The sequence below is a fragment of the Polynucleobacter sp. MWH-UH25E genome (assembly GCF_018687095.1).
Taxonomy (GTDB): domain Bacteria; phylum Pseudomonadota; class Gammaproteobacteria; order Burkholderiales; family Burkholderiaceae; genus Polynucleobacter.
Window position 1 is genome coordinate 740,561 of record NZ_CP061286.1, and the last position, 20,391, is coordinate 760,951.

22 protein-coding genes are annotated in these 20,391 nt (G+C 44.8%); 7 read left to right on the forward strand and 15 right to left on the reverse strand.

From position 1 onward, the window contains the following. The 9 genes from ICV39_RS03995 to ICV39_RS04035 form a co-directional block, all read right to left on the reverse strand. A complete protein-coding gene (locus ICV39_RS03995; RefSeq protein WP_215390582.1) occupies positions 1–735 on the reverse strand; it encodes a 1-acyl-sn-glycerol-3-phosphate acyltransferase in 735 nt (244 codons plus the stop codon). Positions 736–742: 7 nt separating this feature from the next. Beyond that, on the reverse strand, positions 743–1,315 hold the full coding sequence (gene gmhB, locus ICV39_RS04000) for a D-glycero-beta-D-manno-heptose 1,7-bisphosphate 7-phosphatase (protein ID WP_215390583.1): 573 nt from the start codon (positions 1,313–1,315) through the stop codon (positions 743–745). Next, entirely contained in the window at positions 1,312–3,450 is a 2,139-nt protein-coding gene (gene glyS / locus ICV39_RS04005) for a glycine--tRNA ligase subunit beta (protein ID WP_215390584.1), read from the reverse strand. Before glyS ends, gmhB begins: the two co-directional genes overlap by 4 nt. 31 nt (positions 3,451–3,481) lie before the next feature. Then, on the reverse strand, positions 3,482–4,366 hold the full coding sequence (glyQ, locus tag ICV39_RS04010) for a glycine--tRNA ligase subunit alpha (RefSeq protein WP_173956443.1): 885 nt from the start codon (positions 4,364–4,366) through the stop codon (positions 3,482–3,484). A 59-nt stretch (positions 4,367–4,425) separates the two neighbouring features. Further along, positions 4,426–5,901 carry an apolipoprotein N-acyltransferase gene (gene lnt / locus ICV39_RS04015; protein ID WP_251372731.1) on the reverse strand — a complete coding sequence of 492 codons (1,476 nt, stop codon included), beginning with the start codon at positions 5,899–5,901 and terminating at the stop codon, positions 4,426–4,428. Positions 5,902–5,963: 62 nt separating this feature from the next. Beyond that, positions 5,964–6,791 carry an HlyC/CorC family transporter gene (locus ICV39_RS04020; RefSeq protein WP_215390585.1) on the reverse strand — a complete coding sequence of 276 codons (828 nt, stop codon included), beginning with the start codon at positions 6,789–6,791 and terminating at the stop codon, positions 5,964–5,966. A 36-nt stretch (positions 6,792–6,827) separates the two neighbouring features. Next, positions 6,828–7,286: an rRNA maturation RNase YbeY gene (gene ybeY / locus ICV39_RS04025; protein ID WP_215390586.1), complete on the reverse strand. Its 459-nt coding sequence runs from the start codon at positions 7,284–7,286 to the stop codon at positions 6,828–6,830. Continuing rightward, positions 7,276–8,622, reverse strand: a complete 1,347-nt coding sequence (gene miaB / locus ICV39_RS04030; RefSeq protein ID WP_215390587.1) for a tRNA (N6-isopentenyl adenosine(37)-C2)-methylthiotransferase MiaB — start codon at positions 8,620–8,622, stop codon at positions 7,276–7,278. Before miaB ends, ybeY begins: the two co-directional genes overlap by 11 nt. 66 nt (positions 8,623–8,688) lie before the next feature. Then, a complete protein-coding gene (locus tag ICV39_RS04035) occupies positions 8,689–9,951 on the reverse strand; it encodes a putative Na+/H+ antiporter (protein ID WP_215390588.1) in 1,263 nt (420 codons plus the stop codon). Positions 9,952–10,009: 58 nt separating this feature from the next. On the opposite strand from ICV39_RS04035, the gene ICV39_RS04040 reads away from it, so the two are divergent. Both ICV39_RS04040 and ICV39_RS04045 read left to right on the forward strand, forming a co-directional pair. Then, a complete protein-coding gene (locus ICV39_RS04040; RefSeq protein WP_215390589.1) occupies positions 10,010–10,420 on the forward strand; it encodes a rhodanese-like domain-containing protein in 411 nt (136 codons plus the stop codon). A gap of 38 nt (positions 10,421–10,458) precedes the next feature. Next, complete coding sequence (locus ICV39_RS04045) at positions 10,459–10,848, forward strand: OsmC family protein (protein ID WP_215390590.1); 390 nt, start codon at positions 10,459–10,461, stop codon at positions 10,846–10,848. A gap of 57 nt (positions 10,849–10,905) precedes the next feature. Here the strand turns inward: ICV39_RS04045 and ICV39_RS04050 are convergent, their stop codons facing one another. Further along, complete coding sequence (locus ICV39_RS04050; protein WP_215390591.1) at positions 10,906–11,193, reverse strand: glycine zipper family protein; 288 nt, start codon at positions 11,191–11,193, stop codon at positions 10,906–10,908. Between the two features lie 46 nt (positions 11,194–11,239). Next, the gene (locus tag ICV39_RS04055; RefSeq protein ID WP_215390592.1) at positions 11,240–11,608 is read right to left on the reverse strand and encodes a Rap1a/Tai family immunity protein; all 369 of its coding nucleotides are present in this window, start codon (positions 11,606–11,608) and stop codon (positions 11,240–11,242) included. Positions 11,609–11,744: 136 nt separating this feature from the next. Here ICV39_RS04055 and ICV39_RS04060 point away from each other — a divergent pair, with 136 nt between their 5' ends. Genes ICV39_RS04060 through ICV39_RS04070 form a run of 3 tightly spaced genes read left to right on the forward strand, consistent with a single transcriptional unit; the run spans position 11,745 to position 14,471 of the window. After that, entirely contained in the window at positions 11,745–12,947 is a 1,203-nt protein-coding gene (locus tag ICV39_RS04060; RefSeq protein WP_215390593.1) for an ammonium transporter, read from the forward strand. A 51-nt stretch (positions 12,948–12,998) separates the two neighbouring features. After that, positions 12,999–13,523: a gamma carbonic anhydrase family protein gene (locus ICV39_RS04065; RefSeq protein WP_215390594.1), complete on the forward strand. Its 525-nt coding sequence runs from the start codon at positions 12,999–13,001 to the stop codon at positions 13,521–13,523. An 18-nt stretch (positions 13,524–13,541) separates the two neighbouring features. After that, complete coding sequence (locus ICV39_RS04070) at positions 13,542–14,471, forward strand: AEC family transporter (protein WP_215390595.1); 930 nt, start codon at positions 13,542–13,544, stop codon at positions 14,469–14,471. On the opposite strand, the gene maiA is transcribed toward ICV39_RS04070, so the two are convergent. Continuing rightward, the gene (maiA, locus tag ICV39_RS04075) at positions 14,442–15,140 is read right to left on the reverse strand and encodes a maleylacetoacetate isomerase (RefSeq protein ID WP_215390596.1); all 699 of its coding nucleotides are present in this window, start codon (positions 15,138–15,140) and stop codon (positions 14,442–14,444) included. The genes ICV39_RS04070 and maiA overlap by 30 nt on opposite strands. Before the next feature lie 89 nt (positions 15,141–15,229). Between maiA and ICV39_RS04080 the strand changes: the two genes are divergently transcribed. After that, positions 15,230–15,859 carry a trimeric intracellular cation channel family protein gene (locus ICV39_RS04080; protein WP_215390597.1) on the forward strand — a complete coding sequence of 210 codons (630 nt, stop codon included), beginning with the start codon at positions 15,230–15,232 and terminating at the stop codon, positions 15,857–15,859. On the opposite strand, the gene ggt is transcribed toward ICV39_RS04080, so the two are convergent. Beyond that, entirely contained in the window at positions 15,846–17,444 is a 1,599-nt protein-coding gene (gene ggt / locus ICV39_RS04085; protein WP_215390598.1) for a gamma-glutamyltransferase, read from the reverse strand. The two genes, ICV39_RS04080 and ggt, sit on opposite strands and share 14 nt — an antisense overlap. A gap of 211 nt (positions 17,445–17,655) precedes the next feature. On the opposite strand from ggt, the gene ICV39_RS04090 reads away from it, so the two are divergent. Further along, complete coding sequence (locus tag ICV39_RS04090) at positions 17,656–19,326, forward strand: MFS transporter (protein WP_215390599.1); 1,671 nt, start codon at positions 17,656–17,658, stop codon at positions 19,324–19,326. A gap of 58 nt (positions 19,327–19,384) precedes the next feature. On the opposite strand, the gene ICV39_RS04095 is transcribed toward ICV39_RS04090, so the two are convergent. Then, entirely contained in the window at positions 19,385–19,996 is a 612-nt protein-coding gene (locus ICV39_RS04095; RefSeq protein WP_215390600.1) for an MOSC domain-containing protein, read from the reverse strand. 24 nt (positions 19,997–20,020) lie between these two features. Continuing rightward, the gene (locus ICV39_RS04100; RefSeq protein ID WP_215390601.1) at positions 20,021–20,341 is read right to left on the reverse strand and encodes a DUF6150 family protein; all 321 of its coding nucleotides are present in this window, start codon (positions 20,339–20,341) and stop codon (positions 20,021–20,023) included. Positions 20,342–20,391: the final 50 nt, after the last annotated feature.

Sequence of the window (20,391 nt, forward strand, 5' to 3'; positions counted from 1 at the left end):
TTACTTATATGCGTTAGGGTCTATTGCGCGCATCTCAGCTTCAATCCAGCCCTCAACTTCTTGCTGTAACTCTTCTCCTGATTTTCCTTCGGAAGTAATTGCTGGACCAATTGAGAAAATCACAGTTCCCGGGTGTTTGAGAAAGCTATTTTTTGGCCAGCAAATGCCGGCATTGTGGGCGATCGGAATTACTAAAGCCCCAGTAGCGCTTGCAAGTCTTGCGCCACCCTTTCGGTAAGGCTTGGTCGAGCCCCTTGGAGTTCTTGTGCCCTCAGGAAATAACATGATCCACTTGCCTTCGCTCAAGCGCTTGCGACCTTGGCTGGCTACAGATAAGGCTGCTGTCTGTTTATTGGCACGATTAATGTGAATCATTTTTAACAAAGCAAGTGCCCAGCCAAAAAATGGAATCCAAAGCAATTCACGTTTAAAAACAAAGCAGAGTTGTTTGGGCAATAAGGCGATGTAAGCAATAGTTTCGTAAGCAGATTGATGTTTGCTCAGAATAACTACCGGTTGATTTAAAACGGCACGCATGTTTTCCATGCCTCGAATTTCATAATGAATGCCGCAGAGGTGCCATAAGAGCCAAATGACTACTTTGTTCCAAAGTCCAATGAAGTTGTAGCGATTTTCTGGGCTTAGGAATGGAAAGGCAATCATGCATAGCACTGACCAAATTGGCGTGAAGACCAATAAGAAGAGGGCAAATATCGTTGAGCGGATGAGCACCATAAATATCCTAAGCTTTGTTTGCTAGTAAAGTATTCGCGAATGCCATCAGGTCCGCATGAATTTGTGTACCCTCAGGAAGTTCGCCCTTTGCCAGGGTTTTCTGCCCCTTTCCAGTCAGCACCAAATGCGGTGACGCTCCTAATGCTACGCCTGCCTGCAAATCTCTTAGAGAATCACCAACAATAGGAACGCCTAATAAAGGATGTTTTGTATCTGTTCTTTTGTAGCGCAAAGCAATCTCTTTCATGAGCCCCGGAGCGGGTTTTCTGCAATCGCAAGCATGAGCATCAGTATGAGGGCAGAAAAAGATACTGTCGATATTGCCACCTAGAGGCTTAAGAAGCTTCTCCATCTTGCTATGCATGGCATGCAGTTCATTAATCGTGAAGTAGCCTCTTGCTAATCCCGATTGATTGGTGGCAATAGCAATCTGATAGCCGGCTTGATTGAGAAGTGCTATTGCTTCTAAGCTGCCTGGAAGCGGAACCCACTCGTCTACTGATTTGACGTAGTCATCGCGATCTTCATTGATCACGCCATCGCGATCCAAAATAATGAGTTTAGAAGAGCCAGTGCTCATGCCAACTTGCCGAGATCGGCAACAAGGTTCATTTTTTGATGTAGTTCTTGCAAAAGGGCTAAACGGTTATCGCGCAGTTCGGTATTGGGGTCCATTACCATGACATCCGCAAAGAACTGATCAATAGGTGTGCTCAGCGCAACTAATGCTTGTAAAAGTTCAACATATTGACGCTTTTCATAAGCGGCATTGAGTGTTGGAATAACAGAATTTAGGGCTTGATGAAGGGAAATTTCAGCGGGAATTTGCAAAAGCTTGCTTGAGCAACTTGCTGGAATAGCCGTAGTTGTTTTCTTGAGAATATTGCTGATACGTTTATTAGCGGCAGCTAACTGGGCCGCCTGAGGTAATGCATTGAATTCGCGAAGAGCGGTTAAGCGCTCAATCACATCATTAATTTGCTCTGGAGACTGGCTTAGAGCTGCTTCAATTTCAGCGCTGGTAAATGGTTTGCCTGCTACGGACTGGTCACGTAGATAGGCACGCAAACGATCGATAATAAATTCATAGATATCAGCTGTTTTGGCTTTATCTTGAACATCTTTCTGAGTAAATTGTGCGCGCGCCAGTTCAATTAATTCTGGCAAGCTTAGCGAAAGATTCTTTTCTAAAAGCAGACGACAAATACCAAGCGCATGACGACGCAATGCATAAGGGTCTTTATCGCCAGTTGGCGCAAGTCCTACACCCCAGATGCCGACTAGCGTTTCGAGCTTATCGGCGATTGCTAATATTGTTCCGGTTTGGGTTTGGGGCAAGCTGTCACCAGCAAATCGTGGCATATAGTGTTCGCTACATGCTGCTGCAACATCTGCATTTTCACCATCATGATTCGCATAGTAAGTTCCCATGATGCCTTGTAACTCAGGGAACTCACCAACCATGTCGGTGAGTAAGTCTGTCTTGGCAATTTCAGCGGCACGACTAGCTAATTTTTCATCAGCTTTGAGTTTCTTGGCGATTCCAGTAGCAATACTCTGTACGCGCTTGGTGCGATCAAGTTGATTGCCGAGTTGATTGTGATAGACCACTTTCCCAAGATCTGCCACGCGAGAAGCTAGTGGGCGTTTCTGGTCTTGCTGGAAGAAAAAGCGGGCATCCGATAAGCGGGGGCGCACCACTCGTTCATTACCGGAAATGATTGCATCAGGTGTGGCGGTTTCAATGTTTGAAACAATCAAGAATCGATTGCGCAACTTTCCTTGTTTATCGGTTAGTGCAAAATATTTCTGATTTGTCTGCATTGTCAGAATCAGACATTCTTGCGGTACTTCTAAAAATTCTGGGTCAAAGTGACATTCATAGATGGCTGGCCATTCAACTAGTGAAGTCACCTCGTCCAACAGGCTATCCGGCATTAAGACTAGATCATCACCTGCTGCTTTAAGTAAAGCCGTTTTAATTTGCTCGCGACGCTTAGTAAAGCTAGGAATCACCTTTGCTTTACTTTGAAGCTCATTCTCATATTCATCTGCATCGCTAATCGTAAATACGCCAGGCGCTAAGAAGCGATGCCCCTCGGTCTGATTGCCAGCATCAATGCCAAGACCATGAATATTGAGGGTTTTATTGTCATGCAGCGCAATAATGCGATGTGCTGGGCGTGCAAACTGAACATCACTGAGTTCGCCGTTTTTCTGTTGCACTTGGTAGTGCATCATTTTGGCAATCGGTAGTTTATTGAGTGTTTGTTCTAATGCGGCTTGCGCAGTTTTTTCAAGCGATGCGCCTTTAGCGATCACATTGAGATAGAGCGCTTCATTCTTACCCTCACCTGACTTTTCTAAGCTAGATAAGTCAATATCAGAAAAACCAAGAGCAGCTAATTTTTTTAATAATGGAGCTGTTGCTTTGCCATCTGCATCAAATGCAATGCTCGTTGGCAAGAGCTTTTCTCTTACTGGGTAATCTTGAGCCTGACCTAATACACTGGTCACATGAACAGCCAAGCGGCGTGGAGTAGCAAATCCGGTTGCAACTGAAGACTCAGTAGTGAGATTGGCTGCCTTGAGGGCCGCAAAAATACCTTCACTAAACGCATCACCTAAACGGCGTAGTGACTTTGGTGGCAATTCTTCGGTAAAGACTTCAATCAACAGGCTTGCTGATGGAGTGTTTGAATTAGATAGGCTCATAAGAAAACAATAATTTCAATCGGTCAGGCTCTTAAGCCTTGGTTTGGCGTTGACACATTGGAAAGCCGAGTTTTTCTCGGGAGTCAAAGTAAGCTTGTGCAACTGCGCGCGATAGATTGCGAATACGACCAATATAAGCGGCACGCTCGGTCACGGATATAGCGCCACGAGCATCTAATAAATTAAAAGTGTGCGCCGCCTTCAGAACCATTTCATAAGCAGGTAACGCCAGCGGCACTTCCATTAAGCGTTTTGCTTCACTTTCGTAGTTTCCAAAATTCGCAAATAAGAGATCTGTATTTGAGTGTTCGAAGTTGTAGCAAGATTGTTCAACTTCGTTTTGGTGATAAACATCGCCATAGGAGATTCCGTCAGCCCAAACGAGATCGTAAACATTCGAGCAATTTTGGATATACATTGCTAAGCGTTCGATACCGTAAGTGATTTCGCCTAATACTGGTTTGCAGTCAAGGCCACCTACTTGTTGGAAGTAAGTGAACTGGGTAACTTCCATGCCGTTTAGCCATACCTCCCAGCCCAAGCCCCAAGCACCAAGTGTTGGGTTTTCCCAATCGTCCTCAACAAAACGAATGTCATTTTGTTTGAGATCTAAACCGAGCGCCGCCAATGAGCCTAAATACAACTCCAGAATATTTTCAGGGGCTGGTTTTAAAACAACCTGATACTGATAGTAGTGTTGCAAGCGATTTGGGTTTTCACCGTAACGCCCATCTTTAGGTCGACGCGATGGTTGCACATAAGCGGCTTTCCAAGGCTCCGGTCCAATTGCCCTTAAGAAGGTTGCAGTATGGGAAGTCCCTGCGCCAACCTCTAAGTCAATGGGTTGCAATAGGGCACAACCTTGTTGGTCCCAATAATCTTGAAGTTTGAGAATGATTTGCTGAAAAGTAAGCATGATTAACCTGGCTAAGCCATTGATTTTACATGGCTAGCGCACTATAGAGTTAAAAATGCTTAAAAACGACGATGACGAATAAAGCCCCAAATTAGCAATGCTGCGGAAAGACTTAGGATCGGTAGGTTCCCCCATCTCACATAGGGAGTTTGACCGCTGTAAGGCTGGATTTTGGTGATGAGTGTTGCTTGGGTAAATTCTGGAAGGGTTTGAAGTAATTTGCCATCTGGGCCTAGGGCAGCAGTGATGCCGGTATTGGTTGCTCTTAGGGCCGGTAGGCCTGTTTCCAAAGATCTTAATTGTGAGAGGCGTAATTGCTGAGTGGGGGCTTGGGATTGACCAAACCAGGCTAAGTTGGTCATATTGATTAGCAAATGAACTGGCTCTTTATTGCGCTGTACGCGAGAAGCTAGCTCATCCCCAAAGACATCTTCGTAGCAAATGGTAATTGCCGCATTAACACTCGCTTGATTTTTGCGCTCAATGCTAAAGGGTTTTTGATCAAGACTGCCTCGCGCAAAGTCACTTAGAGGAACATTAAATGCTTTGATGAACCAATGAAAGCCTGGAGGGATGAATTCCCCAAATGGAACTAGGTGAACCTTGTCGTATTGATATGGCTCAGCATTAGGTGATAAGCCAATAGCGCGGTTGGTGTATTGCATCCCTTGTTTATCGGGTACTTCGCCAACCAAACCAAGCAAAAGATTACTGAGGCTTGTGTTGGAATAACTCTGTAAATAATTTAACAAGCTGTATGGGAGATTATTTTGTGGCCAAGGAAAAGCAGTCTCAGGAATGATGATGAGATCAGCCGATTGTTTCTGAATTTCTGAAACATAGAAGTTAATTTGCTGACCAATTGCTTGCGGATTAAATTTGAGACTCTGCGCAAAATTGCCTTGAATGAGGCGCACACTGATTGGCTCACCAAAAGGTTTTGTGTAGGAGATTTTTCCTGCAAATTGAACCAAAGCGATTGTTGCGAGCAAGGTAACAGCGCACTTTATGGGGCGTGTTCTCATTTGCAGAATTTCCCACGAAGCCCATACCACTAAGAATGTACAGGCAAGACCGCCAAAGACAGGTGCAAGCGGTGAGAAGGGTCCATCAAATTGATTTTCTGCCAGCCCCATCCACGGGAAGCCAGTAAATATATAGCCACGTAAATATTCTGTAAGCACCCAACTGGCGGCAAGCAATAAACCAGCTATCTGACCTTGCTTGAAATGGCGAATAGTAAAAGTGGCCAAGGAAAAATACAAGGCCATGTAGAGTGACAACAGAAAGACTGCGATAGCTGAGAGGATGGGATTCATACCCCCAACATCATGCATGCTGATATACAGCCACCACAGTCCAATTAAAAAATAACCGAGCCCAAAAATAAGTCCACAAGCATAGTATTGCTTTGTTGTTTGCGGCACCTCATCTCGAAGTCGCCACCAGACAATACTTAGTATCGGTATTTGAAGCCAACCCCCATGGGGCAGCTCAGCAATGAGGGCGAGAAGTGCACCAAGTCCAAAAAGCACAACTCCAGCCGAAATGTATTTAGTAGATATCTTGGAAATGAGCAAGTTACGCCCTGATTAATTTATTGAGGCAATTGCCGGGCCAGTAGTACATGTATTTGTCGTGGATCGGCGCGCTGCACTTCAAATTCAATCCCGTCAATCGTAATGCGTTCGCCTATTTTGGGAACACGTCCCAAATGCTGAATTACCAAGCCAGCAACAGTATCGATATCTTCGATCGCAAAGTGTGTGCCGATTGTTTCGTTAAATTGTTCGAGCTCAGTAATGCCTTTAACCCGAATGTCACCATTGTCGAGGGAGATAATGTTGTCAGCTTCCTCATCAATATCATGCTCATCTTCAATATCGCCAACAATCTGTTCGAGAACATCTTCAATAGTGATAATGCCAGCTACCCCGCCATATTCATCAACGACAATAGCTAGGTGATTGCGGTTATCTTTAAAGTCACGCAACAAAACACTAAGGCGTTTTGATTCTGGTATGAATACTGCGGGACGTAACCAGTCTCGTATCTGAAAATCTTTTTCAGTTGCATGACGCAATAAGTCTTTAGCAAGCAAAATGCCAATCACGTTATCGCGCGTTCCTTCAAAGACTGGAAAACGAGAGTGCGCTGCCTCAATTGCGGTTTTCATGAGATCTGCAAGAGGCTGGTTAATGTCGATCCAGTCGATTTGCGCTCGTGGTACCAGAATATCCCGTGCAGATAGCTGACCCACCTGAAAGACACCTTCAATCATAGAAAGTGCATCAGCATCAATTAGACCCTCTGTTTGGGCTTCACGTAGCGTTTCAATCAGTTCTTGACGCCGCTCACTGGGGCTGGTTGGCTGCGGCGATAAGAAATCAGCCAGGCGATCTAAAAGGGATTTGGGGTCAGGCATATGACAAGAATAGCGTAGAAAGATGACAAATGAAAACTATGAGTTTAGGTAGGGATTGGTAAATCCGAGTGTTTTCAGGAGCTTAATTTCCAGAGCCTCCATCTTTTTTGCATCCCGATCGTTTTCATGGTCGTAACCCTGAGCGTGCAGACATCCATGAATAATTAAATGCGCCAAATGGGCTTTCAATGTTTTCTCTTGATCTCTCGCTTCTTTTTGAATAATAGGCAGGCAAAAAATGATGTCTGCTGTAAAACCATTCTTAGAGTGCTCATAGGGAAAAGTAAGTACATTGGTTGCGTAATCTTTTTTTCGAAAAGAAGCATTCAGCTTTTTGCCTTCAGCGGCATTTACAAACCGAAGGGTAATTAACCCTGACTTTACGCCCGTACTTTTGACCCATTTTTTGATGAGCGCTGCTGAGGCAGTCTTTTCAACAGCGCTCTCAAGAGTTGGACTAGCAAACTGAAGATCAATAATCAATTTAGCTGGCATGCGCTTCTACCATCTCACCTCTGAGGGTGTAATTAAGCACTTCGGTAATTTGGATATCGACCATTTGTCCTGTTATAGAGTCAACTTCATCGCTGGGCGCGGCAAAGTGGACTACGCGATTATTCTCAGCCCTACCTTGTAGGTTAACCCCATCCTTTGCCAAGCCTTCAACCAAAACAGTTTCAACATTGCCCAGCATTTTTTGACTAATTTGATTGGCTTGCTCCTCGACAAGGGTAAGTAATGTTTGTAAGCGCTTTAACTTCACTTCATATGGTGTGGTATCACTAAGATTGGCCGCAGGCGTTCCGGGACGCGGACTAAAGATAAAGCAAAAACTGTTATCAAAGTTCAGGTCTCGCACCATCTTCAGAAGTTTTTCAAAGTCAGCATCAGTCTCGCCGGGAAAGCCGACAATAAAATCGCTTGACAGGGTCAAGTCAGGGCGCACAGCGCGCATTTTTCGAATAATGCTTTTGAACTCAATCGCTGTATAGCCGCGTTTCATTGCCGACAGCATGGCATCGGAGCCATGTTGCACTGGCAAATGTAGATGACTTACTAGCTTCGGCACCTTGGCATATACATCAATTAAGCGTTGTGTAAATTCTTTGGGGTGGCTGGTGGTAAAGCGGATACGCTCAACCCCTGGTATCTCGGCAATATATTCAATGAGTAAAGCAAAGTCAGCGAGCTCCGCAGTGTCACCCATTTTCCCGCGATAAGCATTTACATTTTGCCCCAGTAAAACAATTTCTTTAACTCCATTAGCAGCAAGTCCAGCAACTTCAGTCAGAACATCATCAAAAGGGCGTGATACCTCTTCACCTCGTGTGTAGGGAACAACACAATAGCTGCAATATTTGGAGCAACCTTCCATGATCGATACATATGCAGAGCCACGTGTTTGACGTGATGCTGGTAGTCGATCAAATTTTTCAATTTCTGGAAATGAGATATCAACCTGGGGAACTCCTGTTTTACGGCGTTCGGCAATAAGGTCGGTGAGGCGATGCAGAGTTTGGGGGCCAAAAACAACATCGACATAGGGTGCACGACTAACAATTTGTTGACCTTCTTGACTGGCGACGCAGCCACCAACCCCGATGAGTAAATTGGGCTTTGTTTTTTTTAGCTCTCTTAGGCGCCCAAGATCAGAGAAAACTTTATCTTCCGCTTTTTCTCGTATGGAGCATGTATTAAGCAGAACAACATCCGCATCTTCTGGGGAATTAGTCATTTCCATGCCTTCATCTGCATGGAGAAGATCGGCCATTTTGCCCGAGTCGTACTCGTTCATTTGGCAACCAAAGGTTTTGATATAGAGCTTTTTCATATGCCGTTCTCAGGTTTATAGCTGGGGGCGAGGCTCAGATTTTACAGCGTATAGCGCTTGCTGAATCTAAAGTAGCCGATAGGCAGCGATTGCAACTAGAGTGGGTGGTATTGCGGCTACAAAGAGATAAAGCGCAGAGACGGCACCGCCAGGAAAGTAATTTCGCAATATTGCAATGCCCGCTGGGTTTGGCGCATTTGCAATTACCGTAAGACCGCCACCGGCAACTGCACCACCTACTAAAGCAAGTTTGAAATCTAAAGATGTACCTGTTACCAATGAGCCCAAATATGTCAGGGCGGCATTATCGGTAATTGCAGTTAAAGCCAAGCTGCCATAGAACACAGCGGTTGGGCTCATCATTTCTAGTATTGGTTGTAGCCACCAACCTTGTAAAGCACCTAGTACTACTAATCCAGATAAGAAAAAACCAACTAATAGAGCCTCTTTCAAAATCAGTGGACTCTGATATTTTGGGTATGCAGTGGTGTAACCAATGAAGAATAAGAGCAGCCATATGAAAATAATGGGGTCATGCGCAAATACCACCACTCCTAACAAGAAGAGCAGGTGAACCGTAATTACGGTTAATGGCATTTTTTCGTGCTGGCTTGATGTGGAGGGCTCAATTAGTTGGCGATGAAATAAAAGAGTTGCTGCAAGAGCATTGATGAATATGGCAATGCACGATTCCATTCCGAAATTAGTAAACATGAATGCTGAGCTCCACTCCCATGTGGCAGCAACCATAAGTACTGGCGGGGCGGCAAAATTTGTCAGAGTACCGCCAATAGAGATGTTCACAAATAGAACGCCGAGTGTGCCAAACAGCAATGATTTAGAGCATTGATGTCGATACACAAGATCACGCAATAAAAATGCCGCCAAGGTCATCGCCGCAGGTTCGGTAATTAAGGAGCCGAGAAGCGGTGTGAAGCCGAGCGTTAAAAAGTACAGTACTGGAGAGCCCCTCATGCCTAACATGCGTTTTAATACCTTGGCTACAGCATGGAGTAGCTGTGTTGAGAAATGCAATATGGGTTTACTGCCAGCGACGATCATGATGGCAAAAACAAACAAAGGTTCTGTGAAATTTCGCTTGTTTAAATAGGATTTAGCAGTGTGCAAATCTCCAATTAAAGAGATGTATATGACAAGGACAGCCGCCCAAAAGCCAAATACAATTTCTACCTCTCCTAAGAGATGCCAAAGGCCTGCATGTCTTGGCGAATGTTTTGAGAGAGATTCAAAATAGCCAGTGCAAAAGGTATGCAAAACGGCAATTGCAAAAATAATACTTGCACCAAGTTCTATGGGGGTAAAGTTCATAGGAGAATGTTAGCAGGTGACTCAAAAATAAAGAGAATTGTCACTTTAGGAGATTTTGGTGAAATTAAAGATTGGTTACAGAGCGTTAATTGATAGCGCGATGGAGGAAATTGAAACTGTTCCCCTAAATCAGGCGCAAGAATTGTTACAGGATTCCAATATGGTGTTTGTAGATATTCGCGATATTCGAGAGCTTGAGCGGGAAGGAATGATTCCGGGTGCTTTGCATGCTCCGCGCGGAATGTTGGAGTTTTGGGTGGATCCGGACAGTCCATACTACAAACCCATTTTTGGTGAGGGCAAGCGTTTCATTTTGTATTGCGCTTCAGCTTGGCGATCTGCTCTTGCTACAAAAACATTACAAGACATGGGCCTTCCTGATGTCTGTCATTTAGAAGGTGGATTTAGCGCTTGGAAACAAGCCAATTTGCCGGTCGCAGAGAAGCCATCAAAATCATCAAAGAGTTAAGCTTTGCTAATGAATAACTAATCTAATTTGGAGACAGTATGAGAAAAGTAGTTTCGCAGTTTGGGGACGGACCACTACAGCAGAAGTTGCAGACAGGTGATTTGCATTTTCTATCTGATGCTTACGCTAGTAATGGGGGCCAGGATACCGGCCCTACACCTCATGAATATCTCGGTGCAGCATTAGCGGCGTGTACCAGTATGACATTAAAAATGTATGCGGGTCGTAAGTCGATGAATCTAAAGAATGCAATTGTGACTGTGGATATTGAGCGAGCAAATGATGTTGAGATATTCACGCGTGACATTCAACTAGAAGGTAACCTTACCGAAGAAGAGAAAAACCGCTTAATTGAAATTGCGAATAAATGTCCAATACATAAGGCATTAGCAGGGGATATCCAAATAAAAACCCAGCTTGTAAGCTAATACAAGCTGGGTAGTTTTTGCGGCAACGCTATAAGTAGGCGTTAGATAAACTTGTAATTAGTTTGGTGAGTTTGCTGGCTTGTTATTTTTTCCAGCGTTGTATCCGGCGTTGTATTCAGATGCCTGCTCTTTTTTGTAGGAATCATAAATGTAGCCTGATGCCGCACCAACAGCTGCGCCGCCAACTGCACCCCAGATTGGGTTGCCATGGAAAATGGCAGTGCCAATAGCGCCAGCTGCAGCGCCAATACCAGCGCCAGAGAGCGTGCGTTGTTCAGTATTGCTCATATTAGAGCAGCCGGTAATTGCAATAGTTGCTGCAGTAATCGCGATAATTTTTTTCATATCAACAGATCCTTTAAATTAAATTGAGTTCAGTAGATTGATCGGATTATTTTCTAGCGCAAGGGAACTTCGCTGCCAAGAAACCTAAGAAAACACCGGCTGCTGGTTTGTCAGCGGTTTGCGGGTTCTCTTGTCCGAACTTCACGAAATCAGCGATGACTTCATCGCGGGATGGAGCAGGTTGTTTTACGCAGATAAATGGTTTTGCGCGCTGAGGATGACGCGTAGCCAAGTAAGTGTCATAAATTGCAGTTGAGTAGCCAATACAAAAGCTTCTGGATTCTGGGCTTGCCGGTAATTTGCAAACATTTACTAGTTCCTGAGTGCTGAGAACCTTAACGCCTGCATTGCTTTGTGCCTGTGCCAAGCCAGAAAACGCTGTGATAGCGGCTAAAAAAATCAGGACTTTCTTCATGGGTTCTCCCTTAAGTGAATGTAAATTGATCATAAACCATCATTCTAGAGGGTATATGCACTAAAAATGTGCATATTGCACCTTAATTGGTTTATTTTCTCCCCATAATGATGCAAAAAATAAAAGGGGAAAACAAGTGGAAATTTTGAAATCTGGCAGTGATGCTCTATTTATTTTGCTGGGCGCCGTCATGGTGCTTGCTATGCATGCTGGTTTTGCATTTTTAGAACTAGGTACTGTACGCAAGAAAAACCAGGTGAATGCCTTGGTAAAAATCTTGGTTGATTTTGCAGTTTCAACAATTGCTTATTTCTTCATCGGTTACAGCATTGCATACGGAGTCAACTTCTTTTCAGGTGCGGAACTGCTGGCTGAAAAAAATGGTTACGAGTTAGTGAAGTTTTTCTTTCTCCTTACCTTTGCTGCTGCAATTCCTGCAATTATTTCTGGTGGTATTGCTGAGAGAGCAAAATTCAATCCTCAATTGGTCGCTACTTTTGTTTTGGTTGGTTTTGTTTACCCCTTCTTCGAAGGTATTGCGTGGAATCAGCATTACGGCATTCAGGCGTGGATCAAGGATTTAACTGGTGAAGAGTTCCATGATTTTGCGGGATCAGTAGTTGTCCATGCTGTTGGTGGTTGGATTGCATTGCCAGCAGTTATCTTGCTTGGCGCACGTCGTGGCCGTTACACCAAAGAAGGGCAAATCTCTGCGCATCCGCCATCTAGTATTCCATTCTTGGCATTAGGCGCTTGGATTCTGGCAGTAGGTTGGTTTGGTTTTAATGTGATGAGCGCGCAGACAATCGATAAGATCAGTGGTCTAGTTGCATTGAATTCATTAATGGCAATGGTTGGTGGAACACTCGCTGCATGGGTGATTGGACGTAATGATCCTGGCTTCGCATACAACGGACCACTCGCAGGATTGGTTGCGGTTTGTGCTGGGTCGGATTTGATGCATCCAGTGGGCGCTTTATTTGTTGGTTTGGTTGCTGGTGCTTTATTTGTGTATATGTTTACCTTAGTCCAAAACCGTTGGAAGTTAGATGATGTGTTGGGTGTCTGGCCTCTTCATGGATTGTGTGGACTTTGGGGTGGATTGGCTGCCGGCATTTTTGGCGCGAAGGCGCTTGGTGGAATCGGCGGCATTACTTTCACGGGCCAACTGATTGGTAGTTTGATGGGGGTAAGCATTGCCCTGGTTGGTGGCTTTGTTGTCTACGGTGCACTGAAGGCGATCATCGGTATTCGGATGTCACATGAGGAAGAGTTTGAAGGCGCAGACTTGAGTGTTCACCGCATTTCTTCAACTCCAGATCGTGAGCCTAACTGGTAAGTAATTCCAAGAGCCATAGTGATATAGCCTGATTCATACCTATAATGGGTCATGGCTATATTTGAACTGGATGGAAATGCACCTCAACTTTCTGAGGGTGCTTGGGTTGCTGAAAGCGCTGAAGTTATCGGCAAAGTGCAGCTTCATAAAGATGCAAACGTTTGGCCCAAGGTCGTTATCCGCGGTGATAACGATTTGATTCAGGTTGGCGAAGGCAGTAATGTTCAAGACGCATCTGTTCTACATACCGATCCTGGATACCCACTCACCATTGGCAAGAATGTGACTGTTGGGCATCAAGTGATGTTGCATGGATGTCAAATTGGTGATGGAAGCTTGATTGGTATTGGTGCGGTGATTCTGAACGGCGCAAAAATTGGCAAGCATTGCTTAGTTGGTGCTGGCGCTCTTGTTACTGAGGGTAAAGAATTTCCTGATGGATCGATGATCATTGGCTCGCCTGCAAAAGCGGTTAAAGCTTTAACGCCTGAGCAAATTTCAGGTATTGGCGAGATAGCGGGGCGCTACGTCAAAAATGCGCAACGCTACCAGAAGACGCTAAAAAAGATTTCTTAATTCTGCCGAAGTACTCCTTTGCTCTACGTATTTAATGTAGTCCTTCCAGTTTTTGCGCTCATACTGATTGGGTATGTTTGTGGTCGCACCGAGAAATTGGGGGAAAGTGCTTCAGTTGAGCTCAATCGTTTTGTGGTTTGGTTGGCACTTCCTGCGCAGCTATTCAATTTTGCAGCCAATAGCGGTTGGCAAACTCTTTGGCAGCCAGGTTTTATTGCCGCCTTTTTCTTTAGTTGTTTCATCGTCTTTTTGCTAGTGCTTGGTATTAGTTATTCCAAGAAAAGAGATTTGGCAGCAGCAAGCTTTAATGGCTTAAGTGCATCCTATTCAAATACGGGCTACATGGGCATACCGCTTTGTGCTCTTGCGTTAGGTCAGGAAGGTATAGCCCCAGCAATCATTTCTACTTTTATTGTGTTTGTCATGTTTGCATTAGTGACCGTGTTAATCGAGATCGATATCTTGTCCCATAAAAAACCTCATGAAATTTTATTCAGTGTGTTGAAGTCCCTCTGCGCCAATCCATTGTTAGTTGCCCCAGTAGCTGGCTTGGCATGGGCTTCTTCTGGGCAGTCCCTATACGATCCAATTGCTCAAGTCATTGCTTTCTTGGCAGCCGCAGCAACGCCATGCGCTTTAGTATCTATCGGATTATTTCTGCTGCAAAAAAGTAAGGCTTCTGTTAGTCAAACATGGAGCATTAGTGTCGCGAAGCTGATTCTGCAGCCTCTTATAGCCTGGTTTATTGCTGGCCCCATTCTGAATTTGCCGACTCTTTGGTTAAATGCCATTGTGATTTTGAGTGCTCTTCCAACAGGCACGGGACCCTTTATGTTGGCTCAATATTACAAGGCTGATGGGAGTGTGATTTCGCGGGTCGTATTAATTACTACGGTCGGCTCTTTGCTAACACTGTCATTATTCTTGTGGTGGAATGCTGGGGTTTGAGCCTTCGGCATCGATTTGTTTCTCCCAAGAGGCATCAATAAAGGTAGGTAGTTTTAAGCACTCACGCAGTATTTTCACTAGAGTTGGGTATGGGCTCAAATCCATGCCGCTACTTAGGGCATTAAATAATTGCGGCACTAAACAAATTTCTACAAGCCCTGGTTGATCACCATAGGCAAATCGCCCCACTCGAGAATCAGTACTCAATTGCTTCTCCAGACTATTGAGACCCAATTGAATCCAGTGCTGATACCAAATATCTTTTGACTCATTGCTGCAGCCCAAGTTTTTCAATAGATACCGTAGAACGCGGACATTATTGATAGGGTGAATATCACTAGCAATATCCATTGCTAAAGAGCGAACCCAAGCACGATCAATTGGCGATGAGGGTAAGAGGGGTGGGATAGGATGGGTTTCTTCCAGATATTCAATGATGGCCAGTGATTGATGAATGCTTGCTGCACCATCTTCAAAAAGCGGCACTAAGTGAGTTGGATTTTTTTCTGAGTAATCTGGATCAAACTGGGCACCACCATTTTTTGTGAGGTGCACGGGAATGATGTTGTAGGAAATGCCTTTGAGATTGAGAGCAATGCGAACGCGGAAGGCGGCTGAACTGCGCCAAAAACTATAGAGCTTGGGTGTGGAATTCGATTTCGTGTTCATCTTATATTTTTGCTTAACAGATTGTCCTCAGTATATTCAGGGCGGTAAATTTGGATGGAGTTTATTTAAAGTGATTTAGACTGATTCCTATGGAACATATTCAGTTTTGGGTCGGCGTGATCGCAACCATGGCATTTGCCGTAACTGGCGTATTGGCGATTGCGGATCGCGGAGTCGATCTTTTTGGCGTGTTGGTGTTAGGCTTAATTACTGCGATTGGTGGCGGAACCATTCGCGACATTATTTTGGAAGCCCCCATTTTCTGGTCTGAGAATCAAATATATGTATGGCTTGCTTTGGGAGCAAGCGTTCTGACTTTTGTTGCCGAGTCATTTTTTACGCAGCCGCAAATATATCGTTGGATGCTTTATATCGATGGTTTCGGTGCCGCGCTTTTTGCAATACAGGGTGCAGACAAAGCTTGGAGTATGAATTATGGCTTACCAGTTGCCCCGGTGATTTTGGGTGTCATTACCGCAATTGGCGGTGGTTTAATTCGGGATGTTTTGGCTGGAAGAAAAACACTCATCATGTCGCATGAGCTCTACGCTATCCCAGTGACATTTGGGTGTTGCGCTTACGTCTTGATTTTGAACTTTCTTCCTCAGTATGCAATTGAGGGTTCAGTTCTTTGCATGTTGGGAATATTTGGATTACGCGCAGCCGCCATTCATTGGGATCTGCGCGTACCCAAATTGTTTATTACTAAAACGCGCTAACTGCGCCATCACTACGCGGATCCCAGCCTCCGCGTAAGGTGCCTGAAGGTTCGCGAATGATGCAGCCTGCATGACCAACCGTCTCATCAAATGCATCAAGCATTTCGATTTCGTGGCCCAAAGCATGCAACTCTTTTGCGACCCATGGGCTAAAGCGTGACTCTAGTTTGAGGCTGTCACTCGTTTGCCCCCAAGTGCGGCCTAATAGCCAGCGAGGACGACTGATTGCATCTTGCGGATCAAGCCCATAAGTAGCGGTGCGTGTGAATACCGCACACTGAGTTTGTGGTTGACCATCACCACCCATAGTTCCATAAACCATTGAGCGGCCATCTTTAAATAAAGCCATTGCTGGATTCAGTGTGTGAAATGGTTTGCGATAGGGCTCAAGGTGATTTAGTGTTTTTGGATCTAGAGAAAAACTGCAACCACGGTTTTGCCAATTAATGCCAGACTTTGGCAGAACGATGCCTGCACCAAACTCGTGATAAATGCTTTGGATAAAGGAAACACAATTACCGTCGCCGTCAACCACGCCCATCCAAATGGTATCGGCGGGGCCCTTACCTTGACCCCACGGCAAGGCTTTATTGGGATCAATATTCTTGGCGAGTTTTTTCAGAAACGCTGGGGCCAAGAATGATTGTGCATTCTTGGCCATGTAAGCGGGGTCCGTAACAAATTGATCACGAATCTTAAATGCCTGCTTGGTTGCCTCAACGCAGTGATGCACATATTCAGCGCTATCAACCTTGAAGCGCTTTAGGTTTAATTGGTCCAAGATGCCAACAATCATCAGTGAAACCACGCCCTGCGTTGGCGGAATCATGTTGTAGACATTACCCATGCTGTGTTTGAGCTCCAAGGGGTCAATCAGCTTTACATGATGGCGATGAAGATCAGCCAATCGAAGAGGGCTGCCAATATCAGTCAGTTCTTTGCCGATTAACTCTGCAAGTTCACCGCGATAGTAATCATCTGTTCCTTTTTCGGCAATCTGTCGTAATATCTTTGCGAGACGAGCTTGTTTGAATATGCTGCCAACAGCTGGCGCATTGCCATTGACTAAAAATGTTTTAGCAAATCCTGGAATTGATTTGAGTTCTTCACGTTTTTTTGCAGTGAGGCTGGATTGGCTGTGGGTAACAGGCACGCCAGTTTCGGCATAGTGAATAGCATCTGCAAGTAATCTTGATAGTGGCATCTTGCCACCCAAGCCTTGCTTGGAAAGTTTGTGGGCCGCGCCCCAACCAGAAATGGTTCCTGCAACAGTATTGGCGGCTACTGGGCCTCTAAATGGAATCGCTTTGGTAATGCCGCGCTCTCTGTACCAGTCTTTGGTCGCTAAGCCAGCAGCGGCACCGCACGCATCAATTCCGCCCATGGCTTTTCCAGGGGAATGAATAACCCAAAAAGAATCTCCGCCAATAGAGTTCATATGTGGGTAGACGACTGCAATCGTTGCTGCTGCAGCGACCATTGCCTCAAGTGCATTACCACCTTCACGAAGTACCGCCAAAGCAGATTCAGATGCGAGAGAGTGAGGCGCTACCGCCATCCCTCTAATTCCCCATTTTGGTTGCATGGTTATTTTGTCCCTAGTTATATAAGTGTTTATTGATATTAGACATCAGGCGAATGTTTGTTGCTTTAACGCAATTGCTTTTGTACTTTCTCGGGAAAACCCCCATCCAAATTGATGAGGAATTACCCTAAGTGATGGATTTCTTCATTTTTTTTCACAGCATAATCAATCCGTTGTTTTTTATTTCAATAAAAATAGTTAGGAGCTACGGATGTCAACAGCGCATAAAGCAGCCCCAATGACCGCTGAGGAACGCAAAGTTATTTTTGCATCTTCTTTAGGAACGGTTTTTGAGTGGTACGACTTTTATTTATACGGTTCACTTGCAGCAATTATTGCTAAGCAATTCTTCTCGGGCCTTGATGCTGGCTCAGCGTTCATTTTCGCCTTGTTAGCATTTGCTGCCGGTTTCATTGTGCGCCCATTTGGTGCATTGGTATTCGGTCGCTTAGGCGATCTGATTGGACGTAAATATACCTTCTTGGTAACCATCTTATTGATGGGTGGCGCTACTTTCATCGTGGGTATCTTGCCTAACTATGCAACCATTGGTGTTGCTGCTCCAGTCATCTTGATCGCATTACGCATGCTTCAAGGTTTGGCTTTGGGTGGTGAGTACGGTGGTGCGGCGACTTATGTTGCAGAGCACGCTCCTCATGGCCGCCGTGGCGCTTACACAGCTTGGATTCAAACTACAGCTACTTTAGGTTTGTTCTTATCTTTGCTCGTGATTTTGTTCACGCGTGAATTCACAGGTCCAGACTTTGATGTTTGGGGTTGGCGTGTTCCTTTCATCGTTTCTATCGCATTGTTGGCGGTCTCTGTTTGGATTCGTTTGTCCATGAATGAGTCACCAGCTTTCAAGAAGATGAAAGAAGAAGGCAAATTATCTAAAGCTCCTTTGTCTGAGTCATTCGGTCAATGGAAGAACTTGAAGATTGTTATCTTGGCATTGTTTGGCTTGGTTGCAGGTCAGGCAGTGGTTTGGTATACCGGTCAGTTCTACGCTTTGTTCTACCTCACCCAGGTATTGAAGGTGGATGCAAAGACTGCGAACTTGTTGATTGCCGCTTCATTGGTAATTGGCACACCATTCTTCGTGGTATTTGGTAGCTTGTCAGACAAGATTGGTCGTAAGATCATCATCATGGGCGGCTTGTTATTGGCTGTTATTACTTACATTCCAAACACCCCAGTTTCCGTCTTTAATGCTTTGACTCACTACGCTAACCCAGCGTTGGAAAAAGCGATGGCAACTGCACCAGCAACAATTACTGCTGATGTGAATGAATGTACATTCCAGTTCAACCCAACAGGTACAGCGAAATTCACTAGTTCTTGCGATATCGCAAAACAAGTGATGGCTTCAAACTCTGCTAGCTACAGCACTGTTCCTGGCCCAGCTGGTTCTACAGCGGTAGTGAAAATCGGTGATATTGAAATTCCAGGCTACTCAGCTAAAGGTATTGATCCTGCTGAAGCGAAGGCAAAAGATGCTGAATTCAAGAAAGCCATTCGCGAAGCTTTGAACAAAGAGGGTTATCCAACTAAAGCGGATCCAGCACAAATTAACTATGTTGCTGTATTGCTCTTGTTGGTTTACTTAGTGATTTTGGTGACCATGGTTTATGGCCCAATTGCAGCGATGTTGGTTGAAATGTTCCCAACCCGCATTCGTTACACCTCTATGTCATTGCCATACCACATTGGTAACGGTTGGTTCGGTGGCTTATTGCCAACCATCTCCTTTGCCTTGGTTGCGCAGAACGGTAATATTTATTACGGTCTCTGGTACCCAATCATCATTGCTGCTATTACTTTAGTAATCGGCACACTGTTTGTCCGTGAGACCAAAGACGTGGATATTTATGCGCGTGATTAATGCGTAGTCAATATCTGCACTAAGTTAAACCCGATCAGAAATGATCGGGTTTTTTATTTCAGTCCCAGAGATCTCTTTGATTGCGCTTAGCGAGAAGGTTTTGGTTTTGCTGGGCGATAGAGGTATCTCTAGGGCCGGGAATTAGCCGAATCTTCTCTCCTGCAGAGATCATCCCTGTGTTGAGCACCCGTAAGTACCAGCCGCTATAGCCCGATTGCACCATGGCCTTAGCAGCGCCCCTGTAGCCAAGGGCTGCATTGAATTTAAAACATGGTTCGCGTAATTTAGTGACAGCGAATTGCAATTCACCAATTTCCAGTTTGTCACCAACAAAGACTTCGGTTTCTAGTAGGCCCTCAATGGTGAAGTTCTCTCCAAGGTCGCCATGTAGAAGTGCGGTGGGTTTTTTGGTTTCACGAGTAAGTAGTTCATTCCAAAACGCGTAATGTTCTGCTGGATAAACATAAATAGCTTTTTCAACACCGCCATGCACGCTGAGATCGGCTTGTTCGTCACCTTGAATGCCAAGCTTGCCAATTTGAATTTTTTCAGTGTTCTCTAAATTGCTGACGCTAATTTTGCGAATCGCAGATGGAACGGATTTGTAATCTGGATGATGATTACCAAATAAAGGCATCACCTTGCCGGAGGAGATTGAAAGTAATTTCATTAGTTGAGTTCTAAATCGCCGTTATCAATAGCGACACCGGGCATCACTCTTGTACTTTGTGTAATAGACGACGAGGTCCGCATCCGATTTATATTGGGTGTAATAAATAACCGCGCGTGCATCACTTTTATATTTTGTATAAAACCACACGCCAGGATCGTTATCACTGGGGTATTGGGTCTCATAAATAATGCAATTGGCCTCAGACTGATACTTAGTTACGAAAACCTTGGCATTTGCCTCCGATGGATAGTTGGTGATGAAGATCTGGGCGGCAAATGCCCCCGAGGATGCAAAAGCGAGAAGAATAAACAAGCTCAGTATTTTTGAGAAGGGCGTTTTCATGTGCCTATATTACGGTTTATGGGCTTGGCGGTTACAGAATGGGGCGGATT